We start from the raw sequence: 19749 nt of genomic DNA on the forward strand, positions 1-19749 counted from the left end.
TTTTTAGGCTGCCTTTTTTTATGCAAATTTATTTCACCAAAATAGCTGATTATGCGAATTTTAGGCACCATTCCTCACCCTACTTTTAAGATAGTTGCATATACTATAGAGCGATATTTTTATATAGAAATAGAGGCAGGCCCCATGAAGCAGTGCTACAAATTGCACAAGGAGCAAGTAGATGGATTGGAAGGTGTGAAAAAGTGGCTGGATGAGGACTTTCTAGCACATCTCCAGCACACTTTTGAAACTATGTATAAAAGCCATCAGGCTTCAGTAAATCGAAATTTTCCTAAATAATCTAGGTTAACTGATAAGAAAGCATCTGTGCTAATTCCTGCTCAATAGCTTTTCCACTGTTTCGAGCATACCAAAGCTGCAGGTCTTTATTGATGTCTGCCTTTTCAAAACCTTCTTTTTTCATCCTGGTAAAAAGGTCTTGAGACTCTTTAGGACGTGGTCCCCAAGTGGAAAGCTCTTCTCCTGTTTCTGCGTCAAGACGGATTAGTTTTGGAATACTTCTACCTCCATTAGTAAGGTACTTATCCATTAGCTCCAGATTTTCATCGCGAAGCACCAAATGAAGGTCAATGTTTTCGCTGGCATCAGCCATCTTTGACATTACAGGAACTGAATGTGCGGCATCTCCACACCAAGCTTCTGTAAGTACAATCCAAGTTTCTTTTTTCTCAATATTTTTGAGAAGCGTTTGTACATCAGCGTCAAGCACAAAACGCTTATCCCACTTATTCATGCGGGCAATATTCAGGTCGGTATAGTTTAGCATATCCTCGCTGTGATTATCACCTGTTGTTTTATTATTGGCTCTAAGCCTGTCAATTAGCTCTCTGTACTCAGTATAGCTCATTGAATTTTCTATTGCTTTATCTATCATATTCATATTCTGTATTTCTTATTGTGAGCACAAATTTCTAAATGTCCCTCTTCACCTAATGTCAGAAAGCCGATAGTATTGAGGACTTCTATTTAGTGATAGCAAAGTTAAAGGACTTGATTATCCTAAAATGTGACAAAAGTCACAAAACGAAAAAGGAGGTCAATCAGACCTCCTCTTCAATTATACTCCTGCCCTTCCTTATTTAAATGAAGCAGAAACTTTTGCATTTTTTGGACCTTCTGAATAGTCATAAAACCCTTCTCCGGATTTTACACCAAGTTTGCCAGCCATTACCATATTTACTAAAAGAGGACATGGTGCATACTTAGGATTACCAAGACCTTCGTACAGTACATTCATAATACTAAGACACACGTCCAAACCAATAAAGTCGGCCAATTGCAATGGTCCCATTGGATGTGCCATTCCTAATTTCATAATGGTGTCAATTTCTTCTACACCCGCCACACCTTCGTGTAATGAAATAATAGCCTCGTTAATCATAGGCATCAAAATACGATTGGCCACAAAACCAGGATAATCATTACACTCGGTAGGTACTTTACCCAATCCTTTTGATAAGGCAACGATATTGGCGGTAGTAACATCAGAAGTAGCATAACCGCGAATAATCTCCACCAGTTTCATTACAGGCACCGGATTCATAAAGTGCATACCTATTACCTTATCAGGGCGCTTAGTAGCTGCTGCAATTTTGGTAATAGAAATTGATGAAGTATTAGTCGCCAAAATTGTGTTTTCATCACAAATCTCATCCAGCTGAGCAAAGATTTTTAGCTTAAGGTCTACGTTTTCTGTAGCAGCTTCTACTACCAAATCCACACTCTTCACACCTTCGGCAATAGTCGTGTAAGTTGTTATATTTTCAAGGGTTTCCTTTTTCTTATCTTCATCAATAAGCCCCTTAGATACCTGACGATCCAGGTTTTTGGTAATGGTGGCGATTCCCTTTTTTAAGCTTTCAGGTGAAAGGTCAATAAGGTTTACTTTATGTCCGTGCTGTGCAAACACGTGGGCAATTCCATTACCCATTGTTCCTGCTCCTATTACTGATATAAAATTCATCATCTATAATTTATCTAATTGTCTGTTAATGTTTTCTACTCTCCTACTTGAGTCTTCAATATTTCTTCAATCACAGTTTGATCTTTCGCTGTAAACTCTTCATACAATGGAGTTCCTGGCCCGGAAAACCCGGTATGTATTTTTCTCACGGTATGATCTGCATTCAAATAAATTGCTGTGGGAAAACTCATAATGTGATTTAGCATCGGTAAAAGTTCCGCAGCATTATCATCTTTTGTAGCGCCAGCCAAAAGTACTGGATATTCTATACTAAGGTCATTCACCATCTTATTAGCTCTAGCCAAAGCCATTTCCTTGTTTTTAGCGCGCTCAAAGGTTAGCCCAATTATCTCCAATCCTTCATCATTATATTGATCATAAACTTGACTTAAGTAACGAGTTTCGTCCATGCAATTTGGGCACCAACTTCCCATTATTTGCACAATCACAGGTTTTCCATCATACTTTGGGTCACTAAGGGAAGCAGGTTCACCCTTGAGGTTATTAAAGCTAAAATCAACTTTAGAATAACCTGCTTTTAAGTAAGTTAAAGAGTCAGCATTGCGCAGCTCAAAATCATCATCGCGATAAGCTTTCCAGGTTTTAAAACCGCTGCGACCCGAATAAAACAAACCTTCAATAGTTTGTCCTATCACCTTAGCGTCAAATAGAAAAAGATGCGCACCATCAAAAGCAGAAAGCTGAAGATGATCTCCACTCAAAACTCCTTGTAGGTAGCGATAATCCCCTGTTTCGGTAGCAAAGGTTCCTTTCACTACTTTGCCATATTGTTCAAAATAGGCAATAGCCGGTCTCTCATTTTCGGTTTCAGGATTAAATTTCACGGCCCACTTCTCGTTTATGTCGCAGCATTTTGGCTCTGTAATTTCAAATCTTGCAGAATCACCATACGTTGCTGTAAAAGGCAAGCGATAGTTTTCAGCATCAGGATTGATATAGCTTCCTTGTAAATTATCACTTCCCAGTTTCGCTACTATGTAATTTGCAAAAACCGGCATTTCTATCTTTATAGAATCTTTACTTACACGACTTACAGAGGTTTCAATTTCCTCATCTCCATTAAAAATAAAAAGTGTCATGCTGCTATCTTCCGCAGTTTCTAGTTCAAAATTGAAAGGTAAATCTACACTATCATTCAGCGCAATCACACCACGCCATACTCCGCTGTACGGTTCATTATCTACATTTCCGGTATCGGTCGGGTCACCGCATGCCACCATAAGTATTGGTAATAAACCTAGAAGTGCTTTTTTCATATTGATCCTTTTTGTTGTGCGCTTAATTCTGCAAACTTACTGTTCTCCTTAATACCCGTCACCTTTAGTATACACACAGGTCTAAGTGTATTTTCACGAGTTTCCGGGTTTAAAAATTTTATACTAAGTAAGGTCACTGGGTACGTTCCAAACTTTTCTAAAACCTCAAAGTCAAAATCTTTATCCAAGCTATTAAGGTTTTTTTCTTCAGTGATAATATAGACCTCCCCTTCATTTTGCATACTCAATGCAAGCTTGTTGGAGTTTGTATTTTGCGGGATATTGCCCGAATAGTAGTAATAACTGAAGGACGTAAATCTATAATTGAAAACCTTAGTTTCATCCAGTTCTAAATCCTGTATTGCAAATGCCGTATTACTCCCCATCTGGTACTTCATAATGTTTGGATAAAACCAGGCATTCATAGCAATATTTGCTGCAATCGAAATTAGGACGGAGGCCACAATTAGATTGATACCGCTTTTAAAAGTTTTAAAGAGAAAGTAAAAAGCAACAGCCATAAAAAGCAACGAAATTATAGCTGGCAACCAACTTCCGTCTGAAAATACCCAAAAGTAAATCAGGCAAACTGCAGCAAGAGATGCCACAACAATAAGTGTTTGTATGGAAAGAGATGTGACCTTTAAAGACCTATTGTTTTTTTCCCAAACCTCTTGCCACCATGAGGCTAAGAGTATAGCCGCCAAAGGATACATTACAAATATGTAGTGTGGTAACTTATAAGATGACATCGATAGCGCAATGAAAGGAAGAATAAACCCGCCCAGAGTCAGAAGCTCAGGCATGGTCTTTCTATTCGGAATAGCTTTCACAGCTTTAACTATTCTCGCAAAGAAGGCTACTACAAACATGAGCGCCCAAGGCAGAAAAGACCAAAGGAAGTTATGTACAAAGAAGAACATTCCTGCTCCGTTGGTCCAAACGTTTTCACCAGTAATTCGTCCAAAGCTTTGTGTCCACACATAGAATTTAAGCCCGGAAATATTCTTTTGGTAGTCAAGACCTTGAGGAGTAACCATGGGCACACTTTTTTCCGGCTGTAAGTCAAACTGTGTGTAAAGACCATAAAGCATAGGGCTTAGCAGAAAACCGACCAACACAAGTAGAACTATGTATTGCCATCTAAAAATATCTCGCCATCTACCTGTACCTACAATCCAGCTGCCTACAGCTAATACCGGAACCATAATTCCAATGGGGCCTTTAGCCATCATGGCGCAAGCAATACCCACCGCTGCACCAATAATCCACTTCCATTTGTAGCCATGCAGCCACTCCATGATTTGCCAAATAGCAAATACCACGGCCGCTGTCAAAATTGTATCAGTGCGAACATCATTATTAAACAATATAAAAGCCTGACAGCTGAAAAGTATAATGGCAGCTAAACGCCCGGTGCGCTCATTGTATAGCAGTTTTCCCAATCGAAAAGTACTATAAACACCAACTAGAGTAAATAAAAATGAACCTATTTTAAAACTCCAGTTAGCGTAACCGAATACATTGAAAAAGAAAGAAGTAATCCAAAATAAAAGTGGTGGCTTATCAAGATAATCACGGCCATACAAGTGTACTTGCAGGTAATTGCCGTTTTCGGCCATTTCACGACTTATAGCTGCATATTGCGCTGAGTCTACGTCCATTATATCTATCGGTAAACCGATGATATAAACGATAGTTACAAGCGCAAACAGCCACCAAAATGTGTTACGTTCCAAACTTTAAAATTTGTGCAAAATTACAACCCCAATGATTTCTTAATGTCGGCAATCCTACCTTCTAAGCTTTTCTTTACCCTTTCAAAATCCTCAACTTTCGTTAGAGGTTCATTCACACTTATGTAAAACTTGATTTTGGGTTCTGTACCAGAAGGACGCGCAGTAATCTTACTTCCCTTATCAGTAATAAATTGAACGACATTACTCTTTGGTAAATCAATCGCTTCCAAAGTTCCTGAAAGTAAATCAGTGCATTTTGAGCTATCATAATCCAGCATTTTCACCACTCGCTCACCTCCTATTTCCTGTGGAGTGTTGGCCCTAAAGTCTTTCATCATTTGAATGATTTCTTCAGAACCTTTCATTCCCTTTTTAGTAAGTGAAATCAAATCCTCTTGATAAAAACCAAATTTGTGGTAAACTTCAATGAGCATTTCATAGAAAGATGAACCTCTGGACTTAGCCCATGCTGCGGCTTCTGCCAAAAGAACTCCGCTGGCAATAGCATCTTTATCACGCACAAAATCGCCAATCATATATCCGTAGCTTTCTTCACCACCACCTATAAAAGTCTTCTCCGGGTTCTTGCGAATCACATCGGCTATCCATTTAAAACCAGTAAGACAGTTAGGGCAATCTACATTATAGTGTTCAGCAATCTTGTCAATAAGGTCAGTGGTAACAATGGTTTTGGCTACAAACTCATTTCCTGTAAGGCGATTGTTTTCTTTCCACCTTTCCAAAAGATAATAGATAAGAACCGAAGCAGCTTGATTACCATTCATTAATGCCATTTCGCCATTCAAATCGCGAACAGCAATACCCACACGGTCAGCATCTGGGTCGGTACCTATAACTAAATCCGCACCTATTTTTTCGGCCATATCCACCGCCATTTTTAGCGCTGCGGCTTCCTCTGGGTTTGGTGACTTTACGGTTGGAAAATTACCATCAGGTGTACTTTGAGCCTCTACAATATGAAAATCGGTAAAACCACACAGTGCCATAGCATGAGGCATGGAAGTGATACTTGTTCCATGAATGCTGGTGAAAACAATTTTTAGTTTGTCTTTACCGTCATTACCAAAGCACTGCTTCTCGATTTCTTTGATGTAAGCATCATCTACCTCTTTTCCAATGGAAAAAATAAGTGGTGAATTTTCGGCAAACTTCACATCCTCTGGCTTTACCTTTCGTACTTCCTCAATCACACCTTTGTCATGCGGAGGAACTAGTTGTCCACCATCATCCCAATACACTTTATAACCGTTGTACTCAGGCGGGTTGTGCGATGCGGTAATTACAATACCACTCTTGCACCCCAAATGTCTTATTGCAAATGAAAGCTCTGGTGTTGGTCGTAAGTCTTCAAAAAGGTAAACCTTAATATCATGGGCAGCCAAAACTTGAGCTACCTTATGTGAGAACTCTTTGGAGTTATTGCGGCTATCGTGAGCTATTGCCACACTTATTTCCTCATTGGGAAACTGCTTAAGCAAATAGTTACTCAAGCCCTGGGTAGCCATCCCTAAGGTGTATTTATTAATTCTATTGGTACCAGCGCCCATAATACCTCTAAGGCCTCCTGTACCAAAATCAAGGTCTTTATAAAAGGCGTCCATCAAGGCATCTCCGCCCTCCTCAATAAGGTCTTTAACGCGAGTTCGGGTTTGCAAGCTATAGGTTTCGGTGGTCCAAGCTTTTGCTCTTTGCAATACTTCTTGCTCTAAGCTCATAATTTTGTCAATTTAAAGGGGTTTAATGGTAGCAGCGCCAGAAACACTGCGATTGATTTCGCCAGGGTTTCCTTTGTAATAAATTTCGGCTGCACCGGAAATATCAATATCTAGTTTCTTAGTTACAAATACCTTAGCCTCGCCCGCACCGGACATATCTATTCTACATTCTTCGGTTTCAAAATCCTCGGCATTCACTTCTCCTGCTCCTGATATTTCAAAGCTGGCAGTTTTAGCCTTTCCTTTTAGAGAAAGCTCACATGCTCCGCTCATATCAGCATCTAAATCACTGCATTCTATTTCTAAGTCAACTTCTACAGCTCCACTAAAATCCAGTTCTACATTCTTACCTGTTAGCAATCCACTTGATTGAATTTCACAAGCACCACTTAAATCGGCTCCGTTAAACTCATTCATAGTGAGGTATATTTCCAGTTTTTCATAGTGGCCCAATTTCTTTGTGCTCGAGATATGGAGCTCGCCCCCTTTCACATAAGTTTCAATGTATTCAAGCAGGTTTTCATCTGTATTTACAGTTACTGCGCTGTAATTTCCGGGTCGAATAAAAATATCAAAAGCGCCATCCACTTCGATTTTATCAAAAGGTGCCGCCTCACGAGTTTCCTTTTTTACTATTCCGTTCCCTTCTACGCCAGTTACGCAGGCCTGTGAAATAAGAGCTAATGCTGCAAATACTATAAATTTCTTCATGGAGCTATCATTTGTGGCTAAAGTAACAAATTGCCCTATTTGCACGCGCTCTTCCTTTCTATAAGTACATTTTTATCGGTGAGGTGTTAATTACTTTGTGTACTATCTTCGTTTCGAAATAATTAAGCTTTTCAAATTATGGACATCGCTATTGTTGGCGGAGGAATTACCGGACTTACCACCGCCCTTGCACTCAACAAACTGGGAATATCTTGTAAGGTTTATGAACGCGCTCCCAAACTCAATGAAGTTGGAGCTGGTATTTGGCTTCAGCCTAATGCTATGAAAGTGATGGACTGGATTGGAATTGGTGATTCCCTTCGAGAAATTGGGATGTCTGTAGCTAAAGCTGAAATTACAAATCCGCAGCTGATCCCTATCCGTAAAAGCACCCAAGGGATGATTACCGACCCTAACGGCAACTCTATTATTGCTATTCACCGAGCTAGGCTTCAGCAAATATTATTTGATGCCTTGCCAAGTGACACCGTACAGTTAGGTATGGATTACCAAAAGCATGAAGAAGTAAATGGTAAGGTCAAAATACATTTTAGCGAAAGCGAAAAAAACTGCGACATACTACTAGCGGGCGATGGCTTAAATTCTAGAGTACGAAAACAGCTTTTTCCAAATTCCGAAACCCGCTATTCTGGTCAAACAAGCTGGCGTGGTGTTGTAAAAACTATTTTACCAAAAGGACTTGAAGGTGCTGGTTATGAAGCCTGGGGAAAGGGAATCCGCTTTGGCTTATCGCAAATTTCTCCGAATGAAGTGTATTGGTTTGCGGTGTGTAATGCTCCTCAAAATCAGAACGACAATAGGGTCACTTTAAAAGCTGATTTGAAGAAAATGTTTATCGATTTTCATCCTTTTGTAAAGGAATTAATTCAAGAAACTCCTTTGGAGCAAATTATAAGAACGGACATCAGTGACTTGAAAAGGCTTCCAAAATGGCACTCTAAAAATGTTTGTCTGATTGGAGATGCTGCCCACGCCACCACACCAAATATGGGCCAGGGCGCTTGTCAAGGTGTGGAAGATGCCTATTACATTTCCAACATATTGGCACAGGAAAGTGATGCAGCAGCTTTTGAGAGATTTGAAAGTGAGCGCAGAAGGAAAGTAGATTTTGTGGTAAACAATTCCTACAGATTTGGAAGCATGGCTCACAATGGTTTTGGCCAAATATTGATGAAAACGATAATGAAGCTTACGCCCGAAAAAGTGCTCGAAAACCAAATGAATTCACTTTACAACTTGAAGCCTTCCTACCACTAAGTATTACGTAGCAAAAGCTGTACTTTCGCAGAAATATTTGCACCCATGGATCATTTTGAGAAGTTCAAGCTCTCCACCCCTTTACGTAATGGAATTGCCGACCTAGGTTTTGAAAAGCCAACCCCTATTCAAGAGGAAGCTTTTTCGATGATTCTTTCGGGCAAAGACATGGTGGGAATAGCGCAAACCGGTACGGGTAAGACCTTTGCCTACATGCTGCCTATTCTTAAAGAACTGAAATTTTCGCAGCAAATACATCCTCGTATTTTGATTTTGGTACCTACCCGAGAGCTTGTAGTTCAGGTGGTAGAGCGTATTGAAGAATTTGCGAAGTACATAAATGTGCGTGTTTTGGGAGTCTATGGTGGTGTAAATATCAATCAGCATAGTGCTGCTGCCGCTGAAGGTGCAGACATTGTGGTGGCAACTCCTGGCCGATTATATGATTTAGCGGTTAGTCGTTCGCTACAGCTAAAGCATATTTACAAACTGGTGATTGACGAAGTAGATGTAATGCTTGATTTGGGCTTTAGACCGCAGCTCACAAGTATTTTTGAACTTCTCCCGGAGCGGAGACAAAACATCATGTTTTCGGCTACTATGACCGAAGATGTTGAAATCATGATTGACGATTTCTTTATTAAGCCTCAAAAGATTTCGATTGCCGTAAGTGGTACTCCGCTGGATAACATTAAGCAATCATGCTATCCCGTAAAGAACTTTTATACCAAAGCCAATCTCCTAAAACATCTATTGGAAGATCGCGAAGAATTTAAAAAGGTGCTGGTTTTCGTTTCTAATAAAAGAAGTGCTGACCGCCTTTTCAATGCCTTGGAAGAAGACCTTATGTCTGATCTTTGCGTGATTCACTCTAACAAAACTCAAAATTATAGACTTCGCTCTATAGAGCAGTTTGAAGATGGTACACATCGTGTTTTGGTCACCACCGATGTAATGGCGCGTGGACTGGATTTAGATAAAATTAGCCACGTTATAAACTTTGATACACCACGTTTTCCTGAAAACTATATGCACCGAATTGGTCGTACTGGTCGTGCCGAGCAAGAAGGAAAGTCAATTTTGTTTTACACGGAAAAAGAAAAGGAACGAAAAGAGGCCATCGAGGAATTGATGAACTATGAAATTCCGACAGTAGATTTCCCGGAAGGTGTAGAAATTTCTTCGCAGCTCACGCCTGATGAGCGACCAAAGGTGATTGATATGGCTAGTCAGCACAAAGTACGGCACGAACCTTCTGGCCCGGGTTTTCATGAAAAGAAGGACAAAAACAAGAAAACCAACCAAGGCGGGTCTTATCACAGAGAATTGGCAAAGAAATACAAGAAGGCTAAAACAAAGGGTGATAAGAATCAAAATAGACGCAGGAAAAAGTAAGCATAGCCCCTATGGAAGAGCAGAATAAAAGTCAATCAGAACAGCAGCCAAACAATCCTCTGCACGGTGTAAAACTGGCGGATATTCTTGAGTTTTTGGTTGAAAAATACGGTTGGGACGAGCTGGGGATGAAAATCGATATTCGCTCTTTCAACAATAACCCTTCTATTAAATCAAGCCTTAAGTTTTTGCGCAGAACCCCTTGGGCAAGAGAGAAAGTTGAAAGGCTTTATTTGAGGGCGATTAAGAAGTAATTCATTACTTACCGAGAACTTGCTACAGCCCGGGGAGTGTTAATACTATCAAAATACACCTCATAGGACTTCTTATAGAACTCTGAATAAAACACCAATCGGTCTTTGTTCGCGCTAATAATTTCCGGACTCCAATTATGGTATCGGTATCTAACGTAATCTGAAGCTGAAGAACTAGTCCATTCAACTGTACTGCTTTTGAAAAGAAACTCAGAATTATCTAGGAAAAAATATCCGCTGATAAAGTAAAGTCTTTCAAGGCGTTTAGATTTAGCTATTAAAGCCCTTTTACACGGTTTATTATGAAAATATCCTAGGGGTAAATATTTGATATCTCCCTTTATTGGTTGAATTACATATCCATCAAAGTTGAACTCGAAAATATGAAGAGTATCTCCAGCAGTAGTTACCATGGTGTCATATGGAACTACATAGAAAGACAAGTATTCATCATCCGAAGGGTTTGGTAAAATAAAATTCAGAAACAGATGTAAATCCTTATAAAGTGTATCATTGTTAAAATAATCAAAAGCTACATAGCTGTTTATGTTTCCAACGATTTGATGATATTCATCCTGATTGATATATCTCATATCTTGACTATAAGACTTCATTCCCAAAGCCAGCAAAAGGAAGCCTAAGATTATTTTTTTCTTGATTTCTACCATTAAATTTATTCAAGCTTTTAAAGTTAAATCACTACTCACAAAAGTTCACGACCACTGCACCCCTTCCGCAAATTCCTTAAACTGATCCATCCATTTTTGGCTTTGCTTTTGAAACATTCCCGAAAAGAGTTTGGCCATCAACTTGGGCATAAAGCCATTGAACTTGGTGTATTCTACCTCTGAAGTAAACCGCGTTCGGCTATCTGAAATTCTCTCAAACCGAGTAGTTTGAGTATTACTCATATGAATATGCTCATACAGTGCCTTTTTCTCCGTTGGGAGATTGTTGCTTATAATGGTTTCAATGAGCTCCAGCTTTCGCTTGCCCTGTTTAATAATGATTTTAGACTTTGAGCCTACGGCATGCTTTTCACCGTCCAGCAATTCGATGGATTCAAACCCATCCTGCCATTCATCAAAATGATCTTCATCCGTCCATAGCCGAACGGTTTTTTCTACTGACAAATTGATGATGGTGGTACAGATGTATTTCATGCTATATGATGTAGTTCAAAGCGCTAAAATATTAATTCTTACCAGCCTGCTTCCCTTCTTAATCCTTCCACGTAGATTTGCCGGATGTTAGACACCAGAAAAAATCAGCAGCGCATTTTAGAAAAGCTAGGAATTGAAAAACTCAATCCCATGCAGGAAGAAACTCATAAAACCATTCAGTCTTCTTCAGAAGTGGTTCTCCTATCCCCTACGGGAACCGGGAAAACACTCGCTTTTTTACTTCCCATAATTGAAATGCTGAATGCTGAAAACCCTGAAGTACAGGTTTTGATTTTGGCACCTTCGCGTGAATTGGCCATGCAAATAGAGCAAGTGGCGCGTGAAATGGGCTCTGGTTTTAAAACCAATGCAGTGTACGGTGGTCGTCCCTTTAATCAGGATAAAATAGATTTGAAACACCGCCCTGCTATTTTGGTGGGCACACCAGGAAGAATTGCTGACCACCTACGCAGAGGAACATTTAGCACAAAATCTATCAAAACTTTGGTACTTGATGAGTTTGATAAATCTCTGGAAATTGGCTTTGAAGAAGAGATGAGCGAAATTACCTGGGCGTTAGAAGCTGTAGAGAAAAAGATACTTACCTCTGCTACACAGCGAGCCAAAATTCCAAAGTTTGTAGGAATAAAGAACCCAAAGAAAATTAACTACTTAAAAGAAGGAGAATCACAGCTACAGCTAAAAACAGTAGTTGCTCCCGACAAGGATAAGCTCGAAACATTAGTGGATTTACTTTGCCATATTGGCGCTGAACCCGGAATCATCTTTTGTAATTTGAAAGATAGTATTGATGAAATCAGCGATTACCTTTATGATAAGCGAATAAGCCATGGTTGCTTTTATGGTGGCATGGAACAAATGGATCGTGAACGTGCCTTGGTGAAATTTAGAAATGGAACACATCAACTTTTGCTCGCCACTGACCTTGCAGCTCGTGGTATTGATATCCCAGAAATGAAGTTTATCATTCACTTTCACCTTCCACTTAAAGAGCATGAATTTATACATAGAAATGGCCGAACAGCCCGAATGAATAGTGATGGTACTGCTTATATTTTAAAGTATGAAAATGAAGTGCTCCCTGAGTATGTAAAAGAGGTAGAAGTTGAAGAATTATCTAAGTCACCACTTCCCGCCCCTTCCCTCTGGGAAACCCTTTACATCTCCGGAGGACGAAGGGATAAAATTTCTAAAGGAGACATTGCTGGCTTATTCTTTAAACAAGGAAAACTTAAATCTGATGAATTGGGAGTAATTGAAATTCAGCCAGATCATGCTTTTGTTTCTGTGCCAAAAACCAAGGTCGATTCAGTAATCAAATTGGTAAATAACACAAAGCTTAAAACTAAAAAAGTAAGGATAAGTGTACTATAAATAAGCCAACCAAACCCCAGACTCTTTCAGCGTTTAAGGCTAAAACCTATCCAAACTCTGATGAGAAATTATCAAGACAATGTCTATATTCGCACTACTTCAACTGATTGACATTTTTTTGATGAAGGAGATCCTTACCCCAAAAGAACAAATGAAACTCCTGGACAGTGGTATTTTACACTGTTCTATTACTGAAAACGCCTACCTTGATGTTGAGGATGGGCGTGCAATTATAGAAGGTGTTCAAGCCATTTATAATGGAAAGAAAATCCCGGTTTTTGTGGATATCCGTAATGCCAAGGGGGCCTCTTCAGAATGCCGTAGACTTTTTCAAGGAAAAGAAATAGCTAAATATCAAAATGCCTGTGCTTTATTAGTGGACTCTCCATTAACCAAGCTTTTGGGAAGCTTCTTTTTAGGTTTAAATAAAACCGAATTTCCTACACGTTTATTTACCAATCAAAACAAAGCCCTGGAATGGCTCAAATCATATGCATAAGATGAATCAAACCATCCCAAATAAGACAGATACCCTAATAGAGATGATTGCTGCAATGGCTCGTTTGGATTTTTCTCAAAGGGTAAAAACTGAACTATCAGATGACCCAATGGATGTGCTAGCCTATGGCCTTAATATGTTAAGTGAAGAGCTAGAGCATAAAGTTGATGAAAAGAAGCGTCTTGAAGAAATAAACGAAAACCTCGATCGCTTTAGCTTTACGGTGGCTCATGATTTAAAATCTCCAATTTTAGCGTCCAATGGTTTAATTGACTTTATGCAGGATGAAGTCAATGAGAATGGTCACATTCCTTCAGATTCACTAAAAGAATATTTAGGCATTCTAAAAGATGCGAATACTCAAATTTCTAAATTGATAAATGGCATTTTACAGTATTCTCGCCTGGAGAATGACCGTATGGAAATGTCTTTTATAAGTCTATCGGACTTATGCTGGGAAGTATCAAAAAGTTATCAATCAAATGACAGTGTCAGTATTGAATATGCTCATGATTTACCAAAAGTCTTTCACAACGAAACGGCTCTTAGCCAGGTTTTTAGAAATCTTATAACTAACTCAATAAAATACAGTGATAAGGAATTTTGTAAGATTCAAATCGAATATCGCGAATTTGACTCACATCACCAGATAGCAGTTATTGACAACGGCCCTGGCCTAAAGGATAATGAGAAAAAAATTATTTCCAATCTCTTTGAAAACCTTAGAAATGCCTCATACGAAAGTACAGGTGTTGGCCTCGCTATTGTAGAAAAGATTGTATCTAAAAGCGGGGGCAGAATTTGGGTAGAAGACATAGAGCCAACTGGAGCAAAGTTTGTATTTACAATCCCCAAAACAACTATTTAGGTTTTTAATATTCCAATACCTAATCAATATTTCAATTTGTTTTGTTTTTAGTAAATAGGTAATTTGGTGGCTCACACATTATCTATTGAAGTTAAAATCCAAAATATCAGTATTTGCCATATTTTTTTGGCTTTGCCAGGTTGGCCTGTTTTATGCCTTGGTGATTTTACAGGGCTGGCCAAGCTGGACGATGGGTTTTGCTCCCATATACTTTTTGGTATACCCTTTTTTACTAAAAGGAACCACTTATCATTTTCAAGAAAATGCGCTTGTAATAACCAGTTGGCTGCACAGTAAAATAGAAATACCGTATACCAACATTGGAGAAATGGCCATTAAAGATGCTAGCTTTTTACAGCAGTTACTTGGTTTACCTAGAAGGGTGGTTACTGTGGACTACAATAAATATGACTCCATTAATATTTACAATGCATCACCACGAATGCTCCGCAAATTGCTTCGTGTTACCGAAGGGGTATCCTTGGTAAAAGAGTGATTTTTCAAAGTGAATTTCATTTTCTTTTCTATTCTTCCGTTTGTACACTAAGACGGTAGGAATTCACCCTTTTGAGTAAAATTCTATTTTTGCGGAACTCATTCATATTGGCTAACATGAAAAAACTAACCCTACTTCTCTCCTTCTTCCTTTTCGGAACTGTTATTTTGGCTCAAGGCGAAGAAATTCAGCGGTTTAAACTTGATGATATTAAAAAATCACAAGAAGATCCGCAATCTGCACTTACCCCCTATTTTTATTTGGGGCCTGGTATGGGCATCAATAATTATTCTGGACTTATTGGGGCTGTCTTTGAAGTTCCTATTGTTCCTCATTTTTCTGCCTTTGTTGTAGGTGGCTTAGGAGGCTGGGGCTACAAAGCTGGTGGTGGTATAATGTTTTACTTTAGGGAAAAGGAGTACCTAGGGTCTGCATTGGGCTTGGGTATTACCAATGCCTTTGGGCTTGACAATTTTGAAACCCAGTTATACTTGGAAGGAAAAGAAGGTTTGCAGCCAGTTACCTTAAACCTTCATAATTCACCAACTTTTAATTTAACCTACCAGTATCATATTCGAATGGGCCGAACCTCAAAATTTGGGATCGGTACTGGATATGCATTTGAAATGGTAGATTCACCCTACACTTTGGTGGAACCAGAAACTGAACAAATTAGTGATGCCAGTGAGCTTACCATGAAAATGATGCAGCCAGGGGGATTAATTATTTCGCTTACATTTCAGTTTGGCGTAGGTGCTAGATAAGTATTAAAAAAGCCCTTTCGGGAATTCCAAAAGGGCTTTAATTTATAATTGCATTAAGTATACCTAATTAACCTTTGGTCAAGCTATTAAATGACCTTTCAACAAAGTTGGTAAGCTCCTCACCTTGCAATAGATTTTGAGAAAGCAAAGCCAAATCAGTTCCCTGTTTTATCATCGCTTTTTGCTTTTCTTCATCGCTTTCGCTCAAGATGTTGTTTACAAAATCGTGATTGGTATTCACCACCAAATTGTACATATCAGGCATGTTGCCCATTCCCATCATTCCGCCACCAGTCATGCTCATTTCTTTCATTCTTCGCATAAACTCAGGTACGGTAATAATAAAGGGACTTTCATCAGAGCTCAGGTTTTCCATCATTACGGTAAACTTAGCTTTATCTACTGACCCTTCGATGATTGGCTTAAGAGTATTTATTTGCTCCTCAGTAAGCTTGCTTGGCTGATCCTCATCTTTCTTGATTAATTTATCAATAGAGTCAGAATCCACACGTGCAAAAGTCAGATTCTCATTGCTGGTTTCCAATCTTTGCATCAAGTGGCTCACAATTGGGCTATCCATTAGCAATACGTCATAACCTTTGTCATGCGCGCGCTTTATAAAACTATGCTGACCATCTTTATGCGCAGCATATAGCATTACCAACTTTCCGTCCTTGTCAGTCTGTAGATCCTTTACTTTCTCTTTATATTCTTCAAAGGTGAAATACTCCCCTTTTACATTTTGATAAAGAGCAAATTTCTGTGCACGAGCAAAGAACTTTTCATCACTAAGCATTCCATACTCAATGATTACCTTGATGTCATCCCACTTGCTTTCAAAGTCCTTGCGGTCATTTTTGAAAAGTTCGTCCAACTTATCCGCTACCTTTTTGGTAATGTGGCTGCTGATTTTCTTTACAGCACCATCACTCTGTAGATAAGAACGAGAAACGTTCAATGGAATATCCTTAGAATCAATCACACCATGCAGCATGGTCAAGAAGTCAGGAACGATGCCTTCCAAATTATCAGTTACAAAAACCTGGTTTTGGTACAACTGAATTTTGTTGCGATTAAGCTCCATATTTGGCTTCACACGTGGGAAAAATAAAATTCCTGTAAGGTCAAATGGGTAATCTACATTCAGGTGAATGTGGAATAATGGCTCTTCAAAAGTGTGTGGGTAAAGCTCCCGGTAGAAGGTTTTATAATCTTCATCCTTCAGATCACCTGGAGCTTTTGTCCAGGCTGGAACAGGATTGTTGATGATATCATCAACCACCTTCTTTTCTTCTTTGGCATCCTCGCCCTCGCCTAAAGTTTCGGTAATTTCTTTAGTTCCAAACTTAATCGGCACTGGAAGAAACTTGCAATACTTATTCAGCAGCTCACGGATTCTTGCTTCTTCCAAGAACTCTAGCGAGTCATCATTTATATGCAAAATGATATCTGTTCCACGCTCGGCCTTTTCCGCTTCCTCAAGTGTAAATTCCGGATCGCCTTCACATTCCCAATGTGCAGCTTTTGCCTCAGCATTGTGGCTTTGTGAAAGTATTTCCACTTTTTTGGCTACCATAAAGGCTGAGTAAAATCCAAGACCAAAGTGACCAATAATGGCAGCTCCGTCAGCCTTGTCCTCATATTTTTTTACAAATTCCTCAGCACCTGAAAATGCTAATTGGTTGATGTATTTATCTACTTCTTCTGTAGACATACCCAATCCTTTATCGCTTACGGTAAGGGTTTTTGCTTCTTTATCTATCTTGATCTCGATGGTAAGATCACCTAGCTCAGTTTTTGATTCGCCAATGCGAGTCAAGGTTTTTAGCTTAAGCGTAGCATCTACCGCGTTTGAAATAAGCTCCCTCAAAAAGATCTCATGATCAGAATACAAGAACTTCTTGATGATGGGAAAAATGTTGTCGGCCGTTACATTAATCTTTCCGTTTGACATATTTACTCAGTTTTAGAGTTTGAAAATGATTGTTCAAAAATTCGGGAACAGTAAAAGCAAGCTACGTGCCGCTGCTGCTCAAAGTGACAAACTGACTGTTTATAAATGAGAGGTAAGAAATTGTCTCCTTAAATCTTTTTGAAGATTGAGTTGTTGTACACTTTATATCAATTTTAATCATCCAAATTGTACACATGACAAAAGTTATCGGAATACTATTTATCGCTGGCCTAATTCTACTCGCGCTCAATCTTTTAAAAATATTGGGAGGTATCCTGCTGTTAGCAATTAGCATAATTTGCTTACTAGCAGCTGTGGTGCTTTGGGTGGCGCATCATGTACGGTAAAACTTGTAACACCATTCCCATTTACAACATTCGAGTGAAGAAACTAGCTTGTTTTTTTAGCGATATCAGTGTAGTAATCAACGCCAAGCGGATCGGTAAATGAGGTGGCAGTCCATGGGCGGGGCTAATTCGTCAAGCTTCAAAGTGTTATAAGAAAATGTTAAAATTCTTGAAAGGCATAGGATTAGTCCTACTTTTGCCCCTCTATTTGGCAAAAACGAAATTGCCTTATACAACTAAACTTCTATACGATTAACTAAACAAATAGGCTGAAAAGTCTAAGAACGAAAATGAAAAAACTCACAACTTTTGCAATTATAGCTTGTACAGTATTACTCAGCAGAAATGCTGTTGCTCAAAAAATTAATGTTAATGCTGGATTGAACATTTCAAGCATCACTACCAATCTAGGGTTTTCTGAACCAAAACTTAAACCTGGGTTTCACATAGGAGCTTCTGTAGATTATGCGGTTTCCGACTTATTTTCGATTGACGGTGGTCTACTATTGAGTTCGATGGGGTACCGTATTAATAACGATTTTGACTACGGGTTTGGACCTGAACATGTAGAGGGAAATATTAGCCCTTATTATCTAACTATTCCTATTTTACTTAAAGCCAACTTTGAGTTAGGCAACATTCAGGCTTTTGCAGGGGTTGGTCCATACGCAGCATTTGGACTTTTTGGTAATGTTGATAGGAAATATACTCCCGCTAATGGAAATTCAGAGGATTTAAGTGGTGATATTGAGTGGGGTGAAAATGGTATGAATAGGTTTGACTTTGGTTTACAGGCAAAAGTAGGTTTAGAGTTTGACAAGATAAATGTTGCTTTATTTTACGGGCAAGGCTTGGTGGATGTGATATCTGTTGAGGATGAATATTTTCTAAACACAGTATTTGGTCTTACCGTTGGGTATACTCTATTTGAGAAGTAAAAATCAGAACTAAGGCTACATAAAGAAACCCGATATTTTATATTGAGATATCGGGTTATTTTTTTGATACGGACACATTAAAATCAATATTCATTAGCTAAAACTGATGCAAAGGAGCTGTTCATTTCAGTTGCTAATACCTCTTGTACACATTCGATATTCTTGTAAATTTGACAGCAGAAATATAGCTATGAAGGCTATATAACTGAACTATCACAATTAAAATGTTTAACTAATTGAAGGGGTTTTCCTTCCGACTATTACTATGAAAAATATCTCAAAACTATTTTCCTTAGGCCTGTTACTTTGTGCAAGCACCGTGACCTTTGGACAAAAGATTAATGCTGCTGCAGGTTTAAACTTCTCAAGCATCATGCAATCGGCTGATGCATCAGCTGGAGTCTTACCCGACCCTAAGATCAGGACAGGATTTCATGTAGGTGCTACAGTCGATTACCCACTTACCGATCTGATATCAGTGGATGGAGGACTTCTCTTTAGTTCTATGGGATATAAGTTTGACGAGACAGTTGCTATCGTTGACGTGAGTGGCACACTCAGTGCTTATTATCTAACCATTCCCATTTTGGCAAAAGCTAATTTTGAAGTAGCAGATATCCAGACGTTTGTTGGAGTTGGGCCGTACATTGGAGTTGGGCTATTCGGAAACTCAGAGACGGAAACAACAAGCTTTTTTGGAACCCAAAAAAGTGATGATAAAATAGAATGGGGAAATGAAAAAGACGAGGATCAATTAAAACGTTTGGATTTTGGATTACAAGCTAAGGCAGGTGTTGAGTTTGATAAAATTAGTGTTGCTTTCTTTTACGGCTTGGGTTTAATAAATATAGCTACAGAAAATAGTGGCAATGGTGATCTAACTGCTAAAAACACTGTATTTGGCTTAACAGTTGGATATACTCTTTTCGAGCTGTAATAGTCATCTCTTTT

At 39.0% G+C, this 19749-nt stretch carries 20 protein-coding genes; 11 read left to right on the forward strand and 9 right to left on the reverse strand.

Annotation, left to right across the window (positions count from 1 at the left end; all coding sequences use genetic code 11):
• The first annotated feature begins 51 nt into the window (after positions 1–51).
• Entirely contained in the window at positions 52–300 is a 249-nt protein-coding gene (locus OWEHO_RS03115) for a hypothetical protein (protein ID WP_014201004.1), read from the forward strand.
• A gap of 1 nt (position 301) precedes the next feature.
• On the opposite strand, the gene OWEHO_RS03120 is transcribed toward OWEHO_RS03115, so the two are convergent.
• From OWEHO_RS03120 to OWEHO_RS03145, 6 genes are all read right to left on the reverse strand, one after another.
• Positions 302–895: a thioredoxin family protein gene (locus tag OWEHO_RS03120; protein ID WP_223252711.1), complete on the reverse strand. Its 594-nt coding sequence runs from the start codon at positions 893–895 to the stop codon at positions 302–304.
• Positions 896–1096: 201 nt separating this feature from the next.
• Positions 1097–1984, reverse strand: coding sequence for a 3-hydroxyacyl-CoA dehydrogenase family protein (locus OWEHO_RS03125; RefSeq protein WP_041627889.1), 888 nt, complete (start codon positions 1982–1984; stop codon positions 1097–1099).
• Between the two features lie 35 nt (positions 1985–2019).
• A complete protein-coding gene (locus OWEHO_RS03130) occupies positions 2020–3261 on the reverse strand; it encodes a TlpA disulfide reductase family protein (RefSeq protein WP_014201007.1) in 1242 nt (413 codons plus the stop codon).
• A complete protein-coding gene (locus OWEHO_RS03135) occupies positions 3258–5000 on the reverse strand; it encodes an ArnT family glycosyltransferase (protein WP_014201008.1) in 1743 nt (580 codons plus the stop codon). Before OWEHO_RS03135 ends, OWEHO_RS03130 begins: the two co-directional genes overlap by 4 nt.
• A 20-nt stretch (positions 5001–5020) precedes the next feature.
• The gene (locus OWEHO_RS03140; protein ID WP_014201009.1) at positions 5021–6736 is read right to left on the reverse strand and encodes a phospho-sugar mutase; all 1716 of its coding nucleotides are present in this window, start codon (positions 6734–6736) and stop codon (positions 5021–5023) included.
• A 12-nt stretch (positions 6737–6748) separates the two neighbouring features.
• Positions 6749–7447: a head GIN domain-containing protein gene (locus OWEHO_RS03145; RefSeq protein ID WP_014201010.1), complete on the reverse strand. Its 699-nt coding sequence runs from the start codon at positions 7445–7447 to the stop codon at positions 6749–6751.
• Between the two features lie 138 nt (positions 7448–7585).
• Here OWEHO_RS03145 and OWEHO_RS03150 point away from each other — a divergent pair, with 138 nt between their 5' ends.
• Genes OWEHO_RS03150 through OWEHO_RS03160 form a run of 3 tightly spaced genes read left to right on the forward strand, consistent with a single transcriptional unit; the run spans position 7586 to position 10374 of the window.
• Entirely contained in the window at positions 7586–8725 is a 1140-nt protein-coding gene (locus tag OWEHO_RS03150) for an FAD-dependent oxidoreductase (protein WP_014201011.1), read from the forward strand.
• Positions 8726–8770: 45 nt separating this feature from the next.
• A complete protein-coding gene (locus OWEHO_RS03155) occupies positions 8771–10120 on the forward strand; it encodes a DEAD/DEAH box helicase (protein WP_014201012.1) in 1350 nt (449 codons plus the stop codon).
• A gap of 11 nt (positions 10121–10131) precedes the next feature.
• Positions 10132–10374, forward strand: coding sequence for a VF530 family protein (locus tag OWEHO_RS03160; protein ID WP_014201013.1), 243 nt, complete (start codon positions 10132–10134; stop codon positions 10372–10374).
• 8 nt (positions 10375–10382) lie between these two features.
• Here the strand turns inward: OWEHO_RS03160 and OWEHO_RS03165 are convergent, their stop codons facing one another.
• Both OWEHO_RS03165 and OWEHO_RS03170 read right to left on the reverse strand, forming a co-directional pair.
• On the reverse strand, positions 10383–11042 hold the full coding sequence (locus tag OWEHO_RS03165; protein WP_014201014.1) for a hypothetical protein: 660 nt from the start codon (positions 11040–11042) through the stop codon (positions 10383–10385).
• Between the two features lie 45 nt (positions 11043–11087).
• Complete coding sequence (locus tag OWEHO_RS03170; RefSeq protein ID WP_014201015.1) at positions 11088–11537, reverse strand: SRPBCC family protein; 450 nt, start codon at positions 11535–11537, stop codon at positions 11088–11090.
• An 84-nt stretch (positions 11538–11621) separates the two neighbouring features.
• Between OWEHO_RS03170 and OWEHO_RS03175 the strand changes: the two genes are divergently transcribed.
• From OWEHO_RS03175 to OWEHO_RS03195, 5 genes are all read left to right on the forward strand, one after another.
• Positions 11622–12932, forward strand: coding sequence for a DEAD/DEAH box helicase (locus OWEHO_RS03175; protein ID WP_014201016.1), 1311 nt, complete (start codon positions 11622–11624; stop codon positions 12930–12932).
• 79 nt (positions 12933–13011) lie between these two features.
• Positions 13012–13431 carry a DUF7793 family protein gene (locus OWEHO_RS17750; protein WP_014201017.1) on the forward strand — a complete coding sequence of 140 codons (420 nt, stop codon included), beginning with the start codon at positions 13012–13014 and terminating at the stop codon, positions 13429–13431.
• A gap of 1 nt (position 13432) precedes the next feature.
• Complete coding sequence (locus tag OWEHO_RS03185) at positions 13433–14299, forward strand: sensor histidine kinase (RefSeq protein WP_014201018.1); 867 nt, start codon at positions 13433–13435, stop codon at positions 14297–14299.
• An 85-nt stretch (positions 14300–14384) separates the two neighbouring features.
• Positions 14385–14795 carry a hypothetical protein gene (locus OWEHO_RS03190; protein WP_041627415.1) on the forward strand — a complete coding sequence of 137 codons (411 nt, stop codon included), beginning with the start codon at positions 14385–14387 and terminating at the stop codon, positions 14793–14795.
• A gap of 116 nt (positions 14796–14911) precedes the next feature.
• Positions 14912–15559: a hypothetical protein gene (locus OWEHO_RS03195; RefSeq protein WP_014201020.1), complete on the forward strand. Its 648-nt coding sequence runs from the start codon at positions 14912–14914 to the stop codon at positions 15557–15559.
• A gap of 67 nt (positions 15560–15626) precedes the next feature.
• On the opposite strand, the gene htpG is transcribed toward OWEHO_RS03195, so the two are convergent.
• Positions 15627–17513 carry a molecular chaperone HtpG gene (gene htpG / locus OWEHO_RS03200; protein ID WP_014201021.1) on the reverse strand — a complete coding sequence of 629 codons (1887 nt, stop codon included), beginning with the start codon at positions 17511–17513 and terminating at the stop codon, positions 15627–15629.
• A gap of 637 nt (positions 17514–18150) precedes the next feature.
• On the opposite strand from htpG, the gene OWEHO_RS17755 reads away from it, so the two are divergent.
• Both OWEHO_RS17755 and OWEHO_RS03210 read left to right on the forward strand, forming a co-directional pair.
• Positions 18151–18798: a porin family protein gene (locus tag OWEHO_RS17755; RefSeq protein ID WP_014201022.1), complete on the forward strand. Its 648-nt coding sequence runs from the start codon at positions 18151–18153 to the stop codon at positions 18796–18798.
• 265 nt (positions 18799–19063) lie between these two features.
• Positions 19064–19735 (forward strand): porin family protein, encoded by a 672-nt coding sequence (locus OWEHO_RS03210; protein ID WP_014201023.1) that lies wholly within the window; start codon positions 19064–19066, stop codon positions 19733–19735.
• The last annotated feature ends 14 nt before the right edge of the window (positions 19736–19749 follow it).

This window comes from Owenweeksia hongkongensis DSM 17368, assembly GCF_000236705.1.
Lineage (GTDB): Bacteria > Bacteroidota > Bacteroidia > Flavobacteriales > Schleiferiaceae > Owenweeksia > Owenweeksia hongkongensis.